This window comes from Enterobacter sp. 168J2 (genome assembly GCF_034107265.1).
GTDB classification, from domain to species: Bacteria; Pseudomonadota; Gammaproteobacteria; order Enterobacterales; family Enterobacteriaceae; genus Enterobacter; species Enterobacter nematophilus.
This window is the reverse complement of sequence record NZ_JAWNEB010000001.1, coordinates 146103-163201: the sequence shown is the minus strand read 5'-3', so window position 1 is coordinate 163201 and position 17099 is coordinate 146103. Positions and strand designations below refer to the sequence as shown.

The 17099-nt window shown below is 55.5% G+C and carries 11 protein-coding genes; 4 read left to right on the top strand and 7 right to left on the bottom strand.

The annotated features are described in order from the left end of the window. Nucleotides 1–325 precede the first annotated feature (325 nt). Entirely contained in the window at nucleotides 326–2956 is a 2631-nt protein-coding gene (gene mngB / locus USG84_RS00760) for a mannosylglycerate hydrolase (RefSeq protein ID WP_253541251.1), read from the bottom strand. A 24-nt stretch (nucleotides 2957–2980) separates the two neighbouring features. Then, nucleotides 2981–4897 (bottom strand): PTS 2-O-a-mannosyl-D-glycerate transporter subunit IIABC, encoded by a 1917-nt coding sequence (gene mngA, locus USG84_RS00755; protein WP_253543475.1) that lies wholly within the window; start codon nucleotides 4895–4897, stop codon nucleotides 2981–2983. 181 nt (nucleotides 4898–5078) lie between these two features. Between mngA and USG84_RS00750 the strand changes: the two genes are divergently transcribed. The 4 genes from USG84_RS00750 to USG84_RS00735 all read left to right on the top strand — a co-directional run bounded on the left by USG84_RS00750 (nucleotide 5079) and on the right by USG84_RS00735 (nucleotide 9854). Continuing rightward, a complete protein-coding gene (locus tag USG84_RS00750; protein WP_151412747.1) occupies nucleotides 5079–5795 on the top strand; it encodes a GntR family transcriptional regulator in 717 nt (238 codons plus the stop codon). A 329-nt stretch (nucleotides 5796–6124) separates the two neighbouring features. Continuing rightward, nucleotides 6125–8080, top strand: a complete 1956-nt coding sequence (locus USG84_RS00745) for an alkyl/aryl-sulfatase (protein WP_253541247.1) — start codon at nucleotides 6125–6127, stop codon at nucleotides 8078–8080. A gap of 63 nt (nucleotides 8081–8143) precedes the next feature. Continuing rightward, nucleotides 8144–9067 (top strand): transporter, encoded by a 924-nt coding sequence (locus USG84_RS00740; RefSeq protein WP_151412745.1) that lies wholly within the window; start codon nucleotides 8144–8146, stop codon nucleotides 9065–9067. 13 nt (nucleotides 9068–9080) lie between these two features. Next, a complete protein-coding gene (locus tag USG84_RS00735; RefSeq protein ID WP_253541245.1) occupies nucleotides 9081–9854 on the top strand; it encodes a hypothetical protein in 774 nt (257 codons plus the stop codon). Nucleotides 9855–9939: 85 nt separating this feature from the next. Here the strand turns inward: USG84_RS00735 and sucD are convergent, their stop codons facing one another. From sucD to sdhB, 5 genes are all read right to left on the bottom strand, one after another. Next, nucleotides 9940–10809 (bottom strand): succinate--CoA ligase subunit alpha, encoded by an 870-nt coding sequence (gene sucD, locus USG84_RS00730; protein ID WP_008501094.1) that lies wholly within the window; start codon nucleotides 10807–10809, stop codon nucleotides 9940–9942. Further along, entirely contained in the window at nucleotides 10809–11975 is a 1167-nt protein-coding gene (gene sucC, locus USG84_RS00725) for an ADP-forming succinate--CoA ligase subunit beta (protein WP_059355295.1), read from the bottom strand. Before sucC ends, sucD begins: the two co-directional genes overlap by 1 nt. Nucleotides 11976–12069: 94 nt before the next feature. Beyond that, nucleotides 12070–13290, bottom strand: a complete 1221-nt coding sequence (gene odhB, locus USG84_RS00720; RefSeq protein ID WP_320738103.1) for a 2-oxoglutarate dehydrogenase complex dihydrolipoyllysine-residue succinyltransferase — start codon at nucleotides 13288–13290, stop codon at nucleotides 12070–12072. Between the two features lie 14 nt (nucleotides 13291–13304). Next, nucleotides 13305–16112: a 2-oxoglutarate dehydrogenase E1 component gene (gene sucA, locus USG84_RS00715; RefSeq protein ID WP_061098851.1), complete on the bottom strand. Its 2808-nt coding sequence runs from the start codon at nucleotides 16110–16112 to the stop codon at nucleotides 13305–13307. A 265-nt stretch (nucleotides 16113–16377) separates the two neighbouring features. Continuing rightward, on the bottom strand, nucleotides 16378–17094 hold the full coding sequence (gene sdhB, locus USG84_RS00710) for a succinate dehydrogenase iron-sulfur subunit SdhB (RefSeq protein WP_008501090.1): 717 nt from the start codon (nucleotides 17092–17094) through the stop codon (nucleotides 16378–16380). Nucleotides 17095–17099 lie beyond the last annotated feature (5 nt).

Sequence of the window (17099 nt, the reverse complement as noted above, 5' to 3'; positions counted from 1 at the left end):
ACAGGTCTTGATGTTAATCATGTTTAGCCGCGGTAAGAATGGTAAAAACCATGTTAATGATATGTGCATGCAAAGATGCGATTGGTTATCGAAGACGAAAAAAATATAAACAGAAGTGATTTTATTTAACGCGAGAGAAAACGCCCTGCCGAAGCGGGACAAACAATAAGCGTAGCTGGGCCAGTTTATTTTTCCATTCTGTTTTTGCAATCCTTAGAAATTACATTTGATTTACTTTTATTATCCCGGAAGTTAACACCGAAGCGTGACTATTTAATGAAAAAAGACCGCAAACTCTGCGGCCTTTTGATCGCGTCAGCGGTTTTCAGGCAAGAAGGATGCTAAAGGTCCGTGACTGTCCCGGTCTGAACGCCCCGACAATGCCCTCTTCTTCACGATTGTCAATTACCCGTTCATTCATGTCCGTTTCGCAGCACCGCTTCACCGTTGGATTCACGGATAACGTCGCGTCACATGCGCTGGACTCCGAAGGGTTGAACAGACGAAGAATGAACTCGTCTCGATCTTCAGCCTTTTTGAGCGTACTGAGCACGCATCCCGTTGGCGAAAGTGCCAGCAGGCTGTAACTTTCCGGCGTGGTAAACGACGAGCGATTGAGCTTCATCGCGTCCCAGGGAATTTTGTTGTAGCACTGCACCGGCGTTAACCACGATTTAGCCTGCTGCGCGACGCCCGCGTTTTCCGGCGTTCCACTGAAGCTGAAGAGGCTAAAGCGACAGCTTAATGAACCGCGCACCTGGGAGTCAGGGACGGGCATTTTGATTCCTGAAGGTCTGCCGGGGCGCAACAGCAAATCTTCTTTGCCGAGTAACCCCACGCCGCGCAGCAGGGTCAAAGCAAATGCTTTTTTATCCTCGCCTACCACTTCAAACTCGCGTAGTCCTTCGGTGAACAGCGCAAGCCCGTTGCGTTTTTCCTGCAGGACGGCATAGTTGAGTAAGTTCCAGACGGGAACCGGCGCTTCTTTCCACCCCTCCTCCTGCCAGTTTTCCATCGCAGCGTCCTTCACCGGACGAGTGAGCGTGCCAAACTGCGTATCCGCTAACACGTCCTCTGTCATAAACGGCGTTGGGATCAGCACGCGAACGCGGTGGTCGTCAGCCTGATTATCCAGACGCACGGCCACATCAATACGCCTGCTGTTATGGCTAAGCGTGACGTCAAACTCTACGTTGAGAGAGCCATTTTGCTGGCGCGCCGCGCGTTCGGCCAGATTCGCCGGTACAGCAATTCGATGGCGGATCACCGCCCTGCTCTGCCAGCCTTCGTGTATCACCTCGACGTGATGCTCGCCCTGCGTTGAAGTGAGTCTCCACTCTTCCCGCGAAGGCGAGTAGTCGTACTCATCGCCATCATCCGAACTCTCTTCGATTTCCAGCACCCGGTCATAAATCAGCCCGGTTTCTTTGTCGCGCAGGCGCAGCGTACCATCGTTATTCAAATCAATCTGCCAGAAGGCGTTTTCAAGCAGGGATTCGGTGTTTTTCAGCGGAGGGAGAACCTTCCCGGCCACGTTTGGCTCGATAAACAGCGTACGGTAGCCCATCGATGGCAGTATCTGGCTGAGCTGAATATCAAACTCCATAAACGGCTCATAATTGCCGTAATGGACAATCTGCCGGTCAATGAGGCCAGGGTCCAGCTCGCGCGCGCTGCGAATGAAATACGGGATCTCGTTGCCTTTATCATCCAACAGACGGAACTGACTGGCGCGCAGTCGAATCGTGGTGTTCATCACCTCTTCACGCGGCCAGGGCATCAGGTTGAACATCACCAGCTTGTCGGCGTCGCTTTGCGGCATGTTGTCGGCAATCTTGCGCATATAGAAACGCACCAGGTTGTCCGCCATGTCTTCGGCCAGTTCAAAGCGGGAGACAATCTCGCGATGCACCTTGTCGCTGCAGCAGCAGCCGATGCTGTCGTGAGCGTGGTTTTTGAGGATCTCTTTCCACATCTTCTCCAGCAGGCCGTGGTGGTAATCGAAGCCCAGCGTCCAGGCAAGCGTCGCCAGCGGTTCGAGGATGTTGACAATTTTGTTCTCGATACGCGCATGGGCGATTTTGATATCCATGCGCGTGGAGCCGATTGTCCGGTGCACGCGCATGTATTTCCCGTCGATAAACTCCCCTTTCAGAGTTGCCAGCTCATCGCGGCGCGCCTCGATGTGGTCAAACACCTCCTCAAAGCGGCTCATCACAAACTGACGCTGCGGATAGATTTCACGCAGCTTATCCATCACCGCGAAAATATTCTGCTGCAGCGGCATCTGATCGTGGCCGTTGGGCAGCAAAATCTCTTTGGTGACGGAGGCCTTTTCCAGAACGTCGAAATAGCTGTCGAGCCGTTTGCGCAGCCCGGCTTCGTCCTCCGGTAAGTACTTACCAATCGCGTAGCCCAGCGGCAGCACCTGTGCCGTGACTTCACTGCCGTCCTGGCTCTGCCAGAGAAACTCGGTTTTATCGGTCCCGTGCCGTTCAGAGCAGCCGCGCCAGAACATGGTGCGGGTAATGCCAAATCCGTTATAGATATGCGGAAGCTGGCCGGACATACCAAACGAATCCGGCAGATAACCGATCTTCATCGGCTCGCCGAATGCCATACAGTCCCGGATGCCGTACATCAGGTTGCGGACAATCGACTCGCCGCTGACAAGGGTGGTATCGGTCTGGGTATACCATGGGCCGATTATCAGCTTTCCGCGCTCGACGAGCGCCTTCACGCGTGCCCGGTTTTCGGGCACGACGGCAAAATAATCCTCCAGCACCGCCGTCTGGCCATCGAGGACGTAATATTTATATTCGTCATCCTGCTCCAGGCGGGCCAGGATCTCTTCCATATTATTGACCAGAAGAATACGCGACTCTTCAGTGGTGAAGTACCACTCACGGTCCCAGTGCATATGCGGCGTGATATGAACGCGAGATACAGCTTTCATCTTCGTTTCCTGTTTTGTGAGTTTTTACGGTATGGCGTCTTCAGTGACGTACTTGCCCTTTTTTACCGCCTGACGTCGCCAGAGCAGCAGAACAAACGTGGAGATAGCGGTCCCCACCAGCGCCGCGCCAAACCAGCCCGCCGCCGCAACCACACCGCTCAGCCCTGCATCGTGAAGTAAAAAGAGAGAGAAAATACCGGCCCCCGGCGTGGATAACCCGATCCCCATCGCGCCAACAATCGCGCCTGTTACCATGGAGCCGAGCACAAATGAGCCAATGACGCGAAGCGGATCTTCAATCGCCATCGGGATCGCCCCTTCGGTAATGCCCGCCAGGCCGAGCAGCCACGTCGATTTACCGGTTTCAATTTCAAATGGTTTGAACAGCTTCGGCGCCAGCATCGTTGACGCCGTCACGGTAAAGGCCGACACCATTTTGACGGAGGCAAAGATCGCATAGGGCCCGTAAACGCCGTTCGCCATCGCCCCCAGGCAGAACGCGTAAGAGGCTTTATTAACCGGCCCGCCGAGGTCGAATGAGCACATAAACCCGAGTATCGCCCCGAGGAGCAGCGCATTCGCGCCGGACAGACCGTTAAGCCAGGCGGTGAGCGTGTTGTTGAGCCAGGCCACCGGTTCGCCGATCACAAACAGCATCAGACTGCCCGCGCCCAGCACGCCGATGACCGGATAGAGATAAAAGGTCAAAAAACCGTTGAAGCGGCTACTCAGGCGGATGTGATTTTTCACCCAGCGCATCAGGTAGCCCGCGATCAGCCCCCCGACGATAGCGCCCAGAAAACCGGAGCCGATCATATTCGCAGCAAGACCGGCCGCAAAGCCCGGCGTCAGCGCGGGTTTATCCGCCAGCGAATAAGCGGTATAGGCCGCCAGAACAGGCACCATCAGAATGCCGAGCATGCCGCCGCCAAGCTTGCGGTACATCCACAGCCACGAGTTTTCCTGGTCAAACAGGTGCTGCAGGCCCAGAATTTGCGCCAGCAGTACCGACACGGCAAGCACCGTACCGCCAGCGACGATCAGCGGCACCGCAAAAGAGATACCGCTGAGAAGCGCCTGCTTGAGTTCAGTTTTAACGCTCTTTTTCGTTTCGGTATCGACATGCGCAGGACGCGCATCGGATGCAGGCTGCAGCGCCAGCGCGCGCTCAATGAGCGCTTCAGCATGGCGCAGGGGCTCCGCGACGGGCACGGAGATAGCGGGTATCCCCTGGAAACGCTCGCTCTCTTTGATCGCCACTTCTGCGGCAAAAATGCACGCTTTAGCCTCCCGCAGCTGCTGCGCGGTAATGCGCCCCTCAATACCGTTCGCCCCCTGCTTTTCGACCACCACGTTGACGCCAAGCCTGCGTCCCGCTTTTTCCAGATACTCCGCAGCCATATAGGTATGGGCGATCCCGGCCGGACAGGCGGTGACGCAAACGACGGTCGGGGCATCCTGCGAGAACGCACTTACTTGCGCATCCTCTTTCGTATCCAGTGCCTCAAGCAGCGCCTGAGGGGTGGACGCTGCCTGCACGCGTGCCCGTAAATCATCATCCGCCAGCCGGGTGGTCAACGCCGTCAGCAGCTGCATATGCGTACTGCCTGCTTCCGCAGGAGGGATTGCCAGCAGAAAAATCAGGTCTACCGGCTCCGGACCCTCCACGCCTTCCCACAGCAGCGGCTCGCGCAAGGTTGCCACCGCAAAGGCCGCCTCTTTCACCGCGGAGCTTTTACCGTGCGGCACGGCCAGCCCCTCGCCCAGCGCCGTTGGCCCCAGGCTTTCGCGAGCGAAGACTTCATCAACGAAAGCCTGCGAGTCGGTAATTTTGCCAAGCGAGACCAGCCGCTCGGCCAGCGCGTGAATAGCTTCGTCACGGCTACTGAAATGTGCGTTGAGGCACAGCGCATCAGGATGCGTTAACGCCGTCAGGTTAATCATCATTCTCACCATAAGAAAAAATGTATGCGCCGAGTGTGCCAGAATAAACCATACATTTATGTGATCACTTTCACTTACGGTGCAATATTTGTATTTAATTTGTATTATTTACAAAGTTCAATGACGGTGCATAATTAGCGAGAATAGTATTAAGAAAACAATACAAAAACGGAATAACATGACCAGCAAACCGATGTATCGACAGATTGCAGACGCGTTGCGCGAGCAAGTTCAGCGCGGCGAACTTAAAGCTGGCGATGCGTTACCCACAGAGTCTGCCCTGCAGGAAGCCTACGCAGTCAGCCGCGTCACGGTACGTCAGGCGCTTAAGCTGCTTACCGAACAGAACATTATTGAGAGCATTCAGGGCAGCGGCTCGTATGTGAAAGAGGAGCGGGTCAATTACGATATTTATCAGCTCACCAGTTTTTACGAAAAACTCGCGGACCGGAACGTTGAAACCCACAGCGACGTGCAGATTTTTGAGGTTGTCAAAGCGGATGAATCGCTGGCGCAGACGCTGCTGCTGACAGCGGGCGAGAAAGTGTGGCACGTCAAACGCGTACGCTTTATTAAGCAAAAACCGGTGACGCTGGAAGAGACATGGATGCCTCTCGCGCTCTTTCCTGACCTGACCTGGGAAGTGATGGAAAACTCCAAATACCACTACATTGAGCAGATCAAAAAAATGGTTATCGATCGCAGCGAGCAGGAGATCGTCCCGGTCATGCCGGATGAGGAAACGATCGCCGCACTGGGTATTGATCCCACCAGACCGATCCTGGAAAAGATTTCGCGCGGCTTTCTCAAAGACGGCAGAGTTTTTGAATACAGCCGCAATCGTTTTAAAAGCGATGATTACCGCTTCACGTTAATTGCGCGTCGCCATCGCTAATTTTACGCCCTGTATTACAGCAGAGCATAATAATTGATGGATTGAAATATTTCTGTCTGTACCTTTTTGTAAGCCCTGACAAGTTTACTATTTACGACATAAATAATATAAAGTGAGCGCGCTCACGCTTATTATTTTCATTTTAACAAACTCTGCGCTTTTACCCCTTATCAACGCTGGCTCTGCGTCATTCATTCACTCAAGAGATGAATTGCCAAACTTTCGTTTTCTTTCCGCACAGTTCATACTACTCGCGGATATAATTTCTCTTTTCCGGTTTCGTTATGCCTCATTCTCGGCGTGGTCTTTTACACAAAGGGATTCAGGCTATGAAACTCAAGAAAATTGCTTTCCTCATGCTCACCCTGGCGGCATCTGCACAGGCCTGCGCAACCGGCGTCGCCCCCTCCGCCTCTGCCTACACCCGTGAATATAACGCGGCGATGTATCAGAAGCTCAACTTCGATGACAAGCGCGATATCGAAGATGCAAAACGGGGATTTATCGCCACCATAAATCCTTTGATCATAAAAAACGACAATGGAAAAACCGTTGTTAACCTTGAGAACTGGTCATTTTTAAAAGGCGAAGCGCCCGATACCGTTAACCCTTCCCTCTGGCGCCACGCACAGCTGAATAATATTAACGGTCTCTTTAAGGTTACCGACCGCGTATATCAAATACGCGGTATCGACGTTTCAAACATGACCATCATAGAAGGGGATAGCGGATTAATTATCATCGACCCACTGGTTATTCCCGAGTCAGCACGTGCCGGGCTGGAGCTTTATTATCAGCATCGGCCCAAAAAGCCGGTTGTCGCGGTGATTTATTCCCATAGCCATCTCGACCATTTCGGCGGCGTCAAAGGCGTAGCGTCCGAAACGGATGTTAAGAGCGGCAAAGTCAAAATATACGCGCCGGAAGGGTTTATGGAAGAAGCCGCCAGCGAAAACTTCCTGGCCGGTAACGCGATGAGTCGCCGCGCGCTTTATATGTACGCGATGATGGTCAAACCGAGCGCTGTGGGCCACGTGGACAACGGGATCGGTAAAACTATCGCCACCAGCAAAAACACGCTCATCGCCCCCACCAATATCATCAGCCAGCCAGAGCAGCGCGTAATGATTGATGGTGTTGAGGTGAACTTTATTCTCGCGCCGGGCACCGAGGCACCATCGGAAATGATGATGTGGTTCCCGCAGTTCAAAGTGTTTGATGGCTCCGAACTCTTCAACGCCACGATGCACAACCTGTACACCCTGCGCGGTGCAAAAGTCCGCAGCGCCGTTAACTGGTGGAAGGCGCTGGATAAAGCGCTGGTGAAATATGGCGATAAGGCAGAGATCGCGCTCAGCCAGCATCTGTGGCCCGTCTGGGATAATGCGCGGGTAAAAGATTACATCGCCGCCCAGCGCGACATGTACAAATACATCAACGACCAGTCGCTGAACCTCATCAACAAAGGATACAGCATGGATGAAGTGGCTGAAAAACTCACCCTGCCGGACAGCATCGGCAAGCGCTGGTTCAACCGGGGCTACTACGGCTCGCTCAGCCATAACGCCAAAGCGATGTATATGTATTACATGGGCTGGTATGACAGCAACCCTGCCAACCTGCACCCGCTACCAGAGAAAGAGGCCGCCCCGAGATATGTTCGCCTGATGGGAGGCGAGAAGAAGGTTTATCAGCAGGCAAAACAGGCGGCGGACAGCGGGAATTATCGCTGGGCGGCGCAGCTGCTCAATCATCTTATTTTCGCCAATCCAGACAACAGGCAGGCGAAAGATCTGCAGGCGGAAATCTTTACGCAGCTGGGCTATCAAAGCGAAAACGCCATCTGGCGCAACGAATACCTCAGCGGAGCGAAGGAGCTTCGTGATGGCGTTCCTGTCCTGCCGGTCGCCAGTACGCTGGATAGCGATTTAACCGCCAGTATCGAACCTGACACCCTGCTTGATTATATGGGCGTGACGTTAAACGGCCCGAAAGCGAACGGCAAAACCCTTCGTTTCAACTGGACGCTGCCAGAGGGCGACACCTACGGCGTGGAGCTCAATAACAGCGTAATTATCTATCACAAAGGGCTGCCGTTTACCGATGCGGCATTCAGCCTCAAAGCCAATGTCGTCGACGTGGCGAGGCTAATCAGCCACACCGTTCCCGTGGATAAAATCCTCGGTGACGGCACGGTATCTCTGAAGGGTAACCCGCAGAAGCTGGACGAATTACTCGGGCTACTGGATGTCTTCCCGCAGATGTTCAATATCGTCACCCCTTAAACTCTGACGGCTCCCGGCTTTAGCGGGCGGGAGCCGTGCGCCTAAAAATAACAGGAGGGCTTTATGCGAAGCTCTGAGCGTAACCTTTTGGTCGCCATTATTGTTTTGATAGTGGGAATGCTGCTCGTCTTATTGCCGGTCTACGTGCGCGCCGATAATGCCCGCGACTGGCAAAACATGCCAAAAGATAAAAACCTGATTTTCGGTTACTACAGTAATATTCATACCAACACATCCATTGACAGCGCCCTGCCCGTGGACGGCGCGAGCGTCGATGCCGATCTCTACCTGCTGCGCTATGCCCGCTCTTTTGATATTGACGGGCGAATATCTGCGATACAAATCATTCAACCTTACGCCAGCGTGACGGCCTCACTCGATAACGCCCGTTATTTCACCGGATCGTTAAGCCATGAAAATCTCGGCGATACGCAGGTTATTTTTGCCCATAACCTGTTTGGTGCCCCCGCGTTAAGCGAAGAGGAGTTTCGCCGCTGGCAGCCTGAAATGTTCCTCAGCGCCGCCATGTGGCTAACGTTACCGACCGGCGACTACGACAGCGGCAATACGATCAATATCGGCGCGAACCGCTGGTCGTTTAAACCCGAGCTAGCGTTTGGTTTACCCCTTGGCCCAACCTGGCTGGAGCTTAACAGCTGGGTAAGTTTTTACACCGACAATAAAGACTATCAGCAAAACAGCCGCCTTGAGCAGCGCCCGCTCTATGCGCTGGAAGGCCACTGGAGCTACACCCTCTCCCCCGCGCTGTGGCTGTCTTTAGACGGAAGCTGGGCAAAAGGAGGTGAAACGCGCGTCGATGGCCAGCTACAGGACGATGAGCAGGAAAACGTGCTGCTGGGCGGCTCCGTCGGCTTTATGCTGAGCCCCCACCTCGGCGGAATGGTCGCTTACACCGATACAGCCAAACACCGGGATGCCTCACCTGACATCACAACGTGGACCTTCAGGCTCCAGTATTTCTGGTAAGGAGACGACGCCAATGCGTTGTATGACATTGTTTATCGCGCTACTGGGCGCGTTGCCAGCGCTGAGCCTGGCGGAGGAGACGGATGCAGTAGAAAAAGCCACCAATCCGTTACATCTTTCCACTTCCATCGCGCTTCAGGACTATTACACCCCGGAGCTTTACGGTAGCGATCAGCACACTAACGATACCCTGCTGCGCGCAACCGTGCCGATTGCCGCTAACGACTGGGTGCCCGTGCCGCAGATTCTTCGGATGACCGCCCCGCTGGCTACCCGTCCCCAGCCCGGCAGCGGCTACAGCACCGGGTTAGGTGATATCAATCTGTTCGATATTTTTCTGCTTAAACAGGACGGGGTTAAAATCGGCGTCGGCCCGCTAATCACGGCCTCTTCCGCCTCGGAAGACGAACTGGGAAGCGGCAAATGGCAGGCGGGACTATCCGCTGTCGCCATCAAATCCAGCCCCAGATGGATGGCGGGCACGCTGGTGCAGTGGCAAAAAAGTTTTGCGGGGGATGGCGAACGCGATGATTTAGAAACAGGTACGTTTCAGCCCATCGTGGTCTATAAGTTGCCAAAAGGCTGGTATTTACGCACCTCCGGCATCTGGACCTGGAATATGAAAAGCGACGATTATTATATCCCACTCGGTTTTGGCGGCGGACGCGCCTGGGCGATGGGCGATAAAGTAATGAGCGCTTTTATAGAGCCTCAATGGACCGTGGCGCATAAAGGGGACTATTTACCGGAGTTCACCCTGTTCGCAGGTGTCAGTATCATAATGTAAAAAAAAGGCCGCTTTACAGCGGCCAACCATGTCGAAACGGACATTTTTATACTTCATCGCTCCCCATTCGGGGAGCAGAGAGGACTTACTTAATGATGGATTTCAGTGCTTCGCCGATATCCGCCAGGCTGCGAACGGTTTTCACGCCCGCGGCTTCCAGCGCTGCGAATTTCTCATCAGCCGTACCTTTACCGCCGGCGATGATCGCGCCTGCGTGACCCATACGCTTGCCTTTCGGCGCGGTCACACCCGCGATGTAACCGACAACAGGCTTGGTTACGTGCTCTTTGATATAAGCAGCCGCCTCTTCTTCCGCGCTACCGCCGATCTCACCGATCATCACGATCGCTTCGGTCTGTGGATCTTCCTGGAACAGCTTCAGGATGTCGATGAAGTTAGAGCCCGGGATCGGGTCACCGCCGATGCCCACGCAGGTGGACTGGCCGAAGCCGTAATCGGTGGTCTGCTTAACCGCTTCATAGGTCAGGGTACCGGAACGGGACACGATGCCCACTTTGCCCGGCTTGTGAATGTGGCCCGGCATGATGCCGATTTTGCATTCGCCCGGGGTGATAACGCCTGGGCAGTTCGGGCCGATCATGCGCACGCCTGCTTCGTCCAGCTTCACCTTCACGGTCAGCATATCCAGGGTCGGGATGCCTTCGGTGATGGTGATGATCAGTTTGATGCCTGCGTCGATCGCTTCCAGAATGGAGTCTTTGCAGAACGGTGCCGGAACGTAGATAACGGTCGCGGTTGCGCCCGTCGCTTCTACCGCTTCACGCACGGTGTTGAACACCGGCAGGCCGAGGTGCGTGGTGCCGCCTTTACCTGGCGTTACGCCGCCAACCATCTGCGTGCCGTAGGCAATCGCCTGTTCGGAGTGGAAAGTCCCCTGGCTACCGGTGAAGCCCTGGCAGATAACCTTGGTATCTTTATTAATTAAAACTGACATTATTTCCCCTCCACTGCGGCAACAACCTGCTGAGCTGCATCCGTCAGACTTTTCGCTGCAATAATATTCAGGCCGCTGTCAGCCAGTTTTTTCGCGCCGAGTTCAGCGTTGTTACCTTCCAGACGCACAACCACCGGAACGTTCACGCCCACTTCTTCTACCGCACCGATGATGCCGTCAGCAATCAGGTCGCAACGGACGATGCCGCCGAAGATGTTAACCAGTACCGCTTTAACGTTGTCGTCAGAGAGGATGATTTTGAACGCTTCGGTTACGCGCTCTTTGGTGGCGCCACCGCCAACGTCGAGGAAGTTTGCCGGCTCACCGCCGTGCAGCTTAACGATGTCCATGGTGCCCATTGCCAGGCCCGCACCGTTAACCATGCAGCCGATGTTGCCGTCCAGCGCGACGTAGTTCAGCTCCCACTGAGCAGCCTGCGCTTCACGCGGGTCTTCCTGAGACTGGTCGCGCATTTCGCGCAGATCCGACTGGCGGAACAGCGCGTTGCCGTCAGCGCCCAGCTTGCCGTCGAGGCAGATCAGGTCGCCCTGGGTGGTGATCACCAGCGGGTTGATCTCGATCAGCGCCAGATCGCGCTCCAGGAAGATAGTCGCCAGACCCATGAAGATCTTGGTGAACTGCTGAACCAGTTTGCCTTCCAGGCCCAGTTTGAACGCCAGCTCGCGACCCTGGTAAGGCATTGGGCCCGCCAGCGGATCGATTGCCACTTTGTGGATCAGGTGCGGGGTCTCTTCCGCCACTTTTTCGATTTCCACGCCGCCTTCGGTAGACGCCATGAACACCACGCGACGGGAGCTACGGTCAACAACCGCGCCCAGGTAAAGTTCTTTCGCGATGTCGGTCGCCGCTTCCACCAGGATCTGGTTAACCGGCTGGCCGTTCGCATCTGTCTGGTAGGTCACCAGACGCTTGCCGAGCCAATGTTCAGCAAACGCACGAATCTCTTCTTTGCTCTTAACAACCTTCACACCGCCCGCTTTACCACGGCCACCAGCGTGAACCTGACATTTAACTACCCACGGGCCGGAACCGATTTTAGATGCGGCTTCTTCTGCTTCACGCGGGGTAGTACAGGCATAACCCACCGGAGCCGGTAAGCCATACCGGGCAAACAGCTGTTTGGCCTGATATTCATGTAAGTTCATGTGTTCTATCCATCCTTCAGGGTAATCGTTATCTTCAAACCTGTAGACCGGCGCAGCGTGTGCCGGCCTACGGGGCAGGTGATGCTAAAAGTGACTAGACGTCCAGCAGCAGGCGCGTTGGATCTTCCAGCAGCTCTTTAATGGCTACCAGGAAGCCCACGGACTCGCGGCCGTCGATCAGGCGGTGATCGTAAGAGAGCGCCAGGTACATCATCGGCAGGATCTCTACTTTACCGTCTACCGCCATCGGGCGATCTTTAATGGCGTGCATACCCAGGATCGCGCTCTGCGGCGGGTTAATGATCGGGGTAGACATCAGCGAGCCGAATACGCCGCCGTTGGTAATGGTGAAGTTACCGCCGGTCAGGTCGTCTACGGTCAGCTTGCCGTCGCGGCCTTTAACAGCCAGCTCTTTAATGTTTTTCTCGATGTCAGCCATACCCAGGGCATCCACATCACGCAGTACCGGGGTCACCAGGCCACGTGGGGTAGAAACCGCCATGCTGACGTCGAAGTAGTTGTGGTAAACCACGTCATCGCCATCGATGGACGCGTTCACTTCCGGGTAGCGTTTCAGCGCTTCAACCACCGCCTTCACGTAGAAGGACATAAAGCCCAGACGGATACCGTGACGTTTTTCAAACGCGTCACCGTACTGCTTACGCAGGTCCATGATTGGCTTCATGTTGACTTCGTTGAAGGTGGTCAGCATCGCGGTGGAGTTTTTCGCTTCCAGCAGACGCTCGGCCACGCGCTTACGCAGGCGCGTCATCGGTACACGTTTTTCGCTGCGGGCACCCAGAGCAGGCTGAGCTGCCGGCGCGGCCACAGGGGCTTTCGCTTCTGCCTGAGCAGGCGCTTTCGCCAGGTGTTTGTCGATGTCTTCACGCGTCAGACGACCGCCCACACCGGTGCCTTTGATGGCTGCCGGGTCAAGGCTGTGTTCAGCCAGCAGGCGACGGATCGCCGGGCTGAGGGCGTCGTTAGACTGTTCTTCCAGAGAAGCCTGCTGGCGCTGAGCCGGCGTAGAGGCTTTCTCTTCAGACTTGGCGCTGGACTCTTTGCCCGCGCTGTTGCCTTCACGCAGGCGACCCAGGATCTGACGAGAGGTAACGGTGGTGCCTTCATCTTCCAGCACCGCGTCCAGAACGCCATCCGCCGAAGCCGGTACTTCCAGTACCACTTTGTCAGTTTCGATTTCTACCAGCACTTCATCGCGCTTAACGGCATCGCCTGGTTTTTTGTGCCAGGTAGCGACGGTCGCATCTGCTACGGATTCAGGCAGGTCGGGAACAAGAATATCTACGCTACTCATTTTGTATCCTTTAATTAATCGACGTTCAGCGCGTCATTGACCAGATCTTGTTGCTGCTTCTGGTGAACGGACATATACCCTACCGCCGGAGAGGCGGAGGCCGGGCGACCTGCATAGCGCAGGGCTGACCCAAATGGAATCACTTCACGGAAATGATGCTGGCTGCAGTACCATGCGCCCTGGTTGAGCGGCTCTTCCTGGCACCAGACAAAATCATGTACGTGAGCGTACTGTTTCAGCACTTCCTGCATCGCCTGATGCGGGAACGGATAAAGCTGTTCGATACGCACGATGGCGACATCTTTCTGATCGTTCTTACGGCGCTGTTCCAGCAGGTCGTAATAAACCTTACCAGAACACATCACCACACGCTTCACGGCCTGCGGATCCAGCTCGTCAATTTCACCGATGGCCGGCAGGAAGGTGCCGTTCGCCAGCTCTTCCAGGCTGGAGACCGCCAGCGGATGACGCAGCAGGGATTTCGGCGACATCACCACCAGCGGACGGCGCATACCGCGCAGCGCCTGACGACGCAGCATGTGGTAGACCTGAGCCGGAGTGGACGGCACGCAGACCTGCATGTTCTGCTCGGCGCAGAGTTGCAGATAACGTTCCAGACGCGCGGAGGAGTGCTCCGGACCCTGGCCTTCATAGCCGTGCGGCAGGAGCATCACCAGGCCACACATGCGGCCCCACTTCTGCTCGCCGGAGGAGATGAACTGGTCGATAACCACCTGCGCACCGTTGGCGAAATCACCGAACTGCGCTTCCCAGATGGTCAGGGTGCGCGGTTCAGCGGTGGCGTAGCCGTATTCGAATGCCAGAACCGCTTCTTCAGACAGCACGGAGTCCCAGACCTTGAACTGGCCCTGACCGTTATGCACGTGCTGCAGCGGGGTGTAGGTTGAACCGTTAGACTGGTTGTGAACCACCGCGTGACGGTGGAAGAAGGTGCCGCGGCCCGCATCTTCACCGGACAGACGAACAGGAATACCTTCGTCAACCAGCGTTGCGTAAGCCAGCGTTTCCGCGCCGCCCCAGTCGAACAGCTTCTCGCCTGCCGCCATGGACTGACGGTCAGCGTAAATTTTCGCCACGCGAGACTGCATCTCGATAGCGTCCGGCACGGTGCTGATGCGCTTAGCCAGCTCCTGCAGGCGCTTCATCTCAACCTTGTTCGGGTAGCTCTCATCCCACTCGTGGTTGAGGTACGGCGACCAGGTAAAGGAGTGCATGTTCATCGGGCGCAGCTCTTTCACCACGCATTCACCCGCGTCCAGCGCGTCGCGGTAGAGGTTGACCATTTCGGTCGCATCTTCCAGCGTCGCCACTTTGTCGCTTTCCAGCTTGTCAGCATAGATTTTGCGCGGCGTCGGGTGTTTTTTGATCTTCTGGTACATCAGCGGCTGGGTTGCACTTGGCTCATCCGCTTCGTTGTGGCCGTGACGGCGATAGCAGAAGAGGTCAATGAACACATCGCGTTTAAAGGTGTTACGGAAGTCCAGCGCCAGACGGGTAACGAACGCCACGGCTTCAGGGTCATCCGCGTTAACGTGGAAGATCGGCGCCTGCACCATCTTACCGATGTCGGTGCAGTATGGCGTAGAACGCGCATCCAGCGGGTTAGAGGTGGTGAAGCCCACCTGGTTGTTGATCACGATGCGAACGGTACCGCCCACTTCGTAACCACGCGCTTTCGACATGTTCAGGGTTTCCTGAACCACGCCCTGCCCTGTGACCGCCGCATCGCCGTGGATGGTGATTGGCAGCACTTTGTTGCTGCTCGGCTCGTCCAGACGATCCAGACGCGCGCGCACGGAGCCGATAACCACCGGGCTGACGATTTCCAGGTGCGACGGGTTAAACGCCAGCGCCAGGTGAACCAGACCGCCTTCGGTTTCGATATCCGACGAGAAGCCCATGTGGTACTTCACGTCGCCGGTGCCGAGATGTTCTTTGTGTTTGCCCGCGAATTCGTCGAACAGGTCCTGCGGTTTTTTACCCAGCACGTTGACCAGCACGTTCAGACGACCACGGTGCGCCATGCCGAGCACCACTTCACGGGTGCCGCTCTTGCCTGCATGGCGAATCAGCTCTTTCAGCATCGGCACCAGCGCGTCGCCGCCTTCCAGCGAGAAGCGTTTTGCGCCCGGGAACTTCGCGCCCAGATAGCGCTCAAGCCCTTCCGCTGCGGTCAGTTCGTTAAGGAAGCGTTTCTTCTCGTCGGCCGAGAAGGTCGCGTGGCCCGCTACGGATTCGATGCGCTGCTGGATCCAGCGTTTCTCTTCGGTAGAGGTAATGTGCATATATTCCGCGCCGATGGAGCCGCAGTAGGTTTGCTTGAGCGCGTCAATCAGATCGCCCAGCTTCATCGTGTCTTTGCCGATGGCAAAGGAACCTACGTTAAAGCTTTCCTGGAAATCGGCCTCGGTCAGATCGTGATACGCCGGATCGAGATCGGCCACACGTTCCTGCTGCCACAGTCCCAGCGGATCGAGATTCGCATGCTGGTGACCGCGGAAGCGATAAGCGTTGATAAGCTGCAGGACTTTAACCTGCTTCGCATTGGTGTCAGGGTCGGAAATCGCAGAAGAGTAACGTGAGGCATCCTTCGCCAGACGACGGAAATAATCACGTGTTTTGGAATGGAATTGATCCGGTTTGACCCCTGTACCAGGCAACTGCTGGAACATGGAACGCCAGTTTGCGTCCACTGAGTCAGGATCGGTTAAGAAGTCTTCATAGAGCTGTTCTATCCAGCTCTGGTTGGCACCAGAGAGGTAAGAAGAGTCCAGCCAGGCTTTCATTGCGCCGTTCTGCATCGTGATCCCTTAAGCATTTTTATGCTTACTTTCGCCGTAGAAACTACCACGCACACCGCGTGTACGTGCCGGGGTTCACCTGCGAGCTCTTTGTGGCCCGCGAAGGAACCTTTAGAAACTGTCTTAAGGGTTTCCCCTCACCCCGACCCTCTCCCACGGGGAGAGGGGGAAGGTCGTCGGCAGTTTTTAAAGATTTCCTGCAATCTGTTCCCTCTCCCTGTGGGAGAGGGTTAGGGTGAGGGGAACAGCGCTCCCCTCTCACTACTTACGCACTGCGCTGCAGCAGCATCGACTTAATATGGCCGATGGCGCGCGTCGGGTTCAGCCCCTTCGGACACACACTGACGCAGTTCATGATGCTATGGCAGCGGAATACGCTGAAAGCGTCACTCAGCCCTTCCAGACGGCTGTCGGTTTCGGTGTCGCGGCTATCGATCAGGAAGCGATAGGCAGCCAGCAGACCGGCCGGGCCGATAAACTTGTCCGGGTTCCACCAGAACGACGGGCAGGACGTTGAACAACATGCACAGAGAATACATTCGTACAACCCATCGAGTTTTTCACGCTGCTCAGGAGACTGTAAGTGCTCGCGAGCGGGTGGATTTTGCCCATTATTCAATAAGTAAGGCTTAATCTTCTCATATTGTGCATAGAATTGCCCCATGTCTACCACCAAATCACGCACGACCGGCAGGCCTGGCAGAGGACGGATAACAATTTTCTGGCCGGGACGCTGCAGCGCTGAAATTGGCGTGATGCAGGCCAGGCCATTTTTGCCGTTCATGTTCACGCCGTCAGAGCCACACACCCCTTCACGGCAGGAGCGGCGGAACGACAGTGTCGGATCTTTTTCTTTCAGCTGGATTAAGGCATCCAGCAGCATCATGTCGCGACCTTCTTCCGCTTCCAGGGTGTAGTCCTGCATGCGCGGAGCATCGTCTACATCCGGGTTATAACGATAAACTGAGAATTCGAGTTTCATTATCC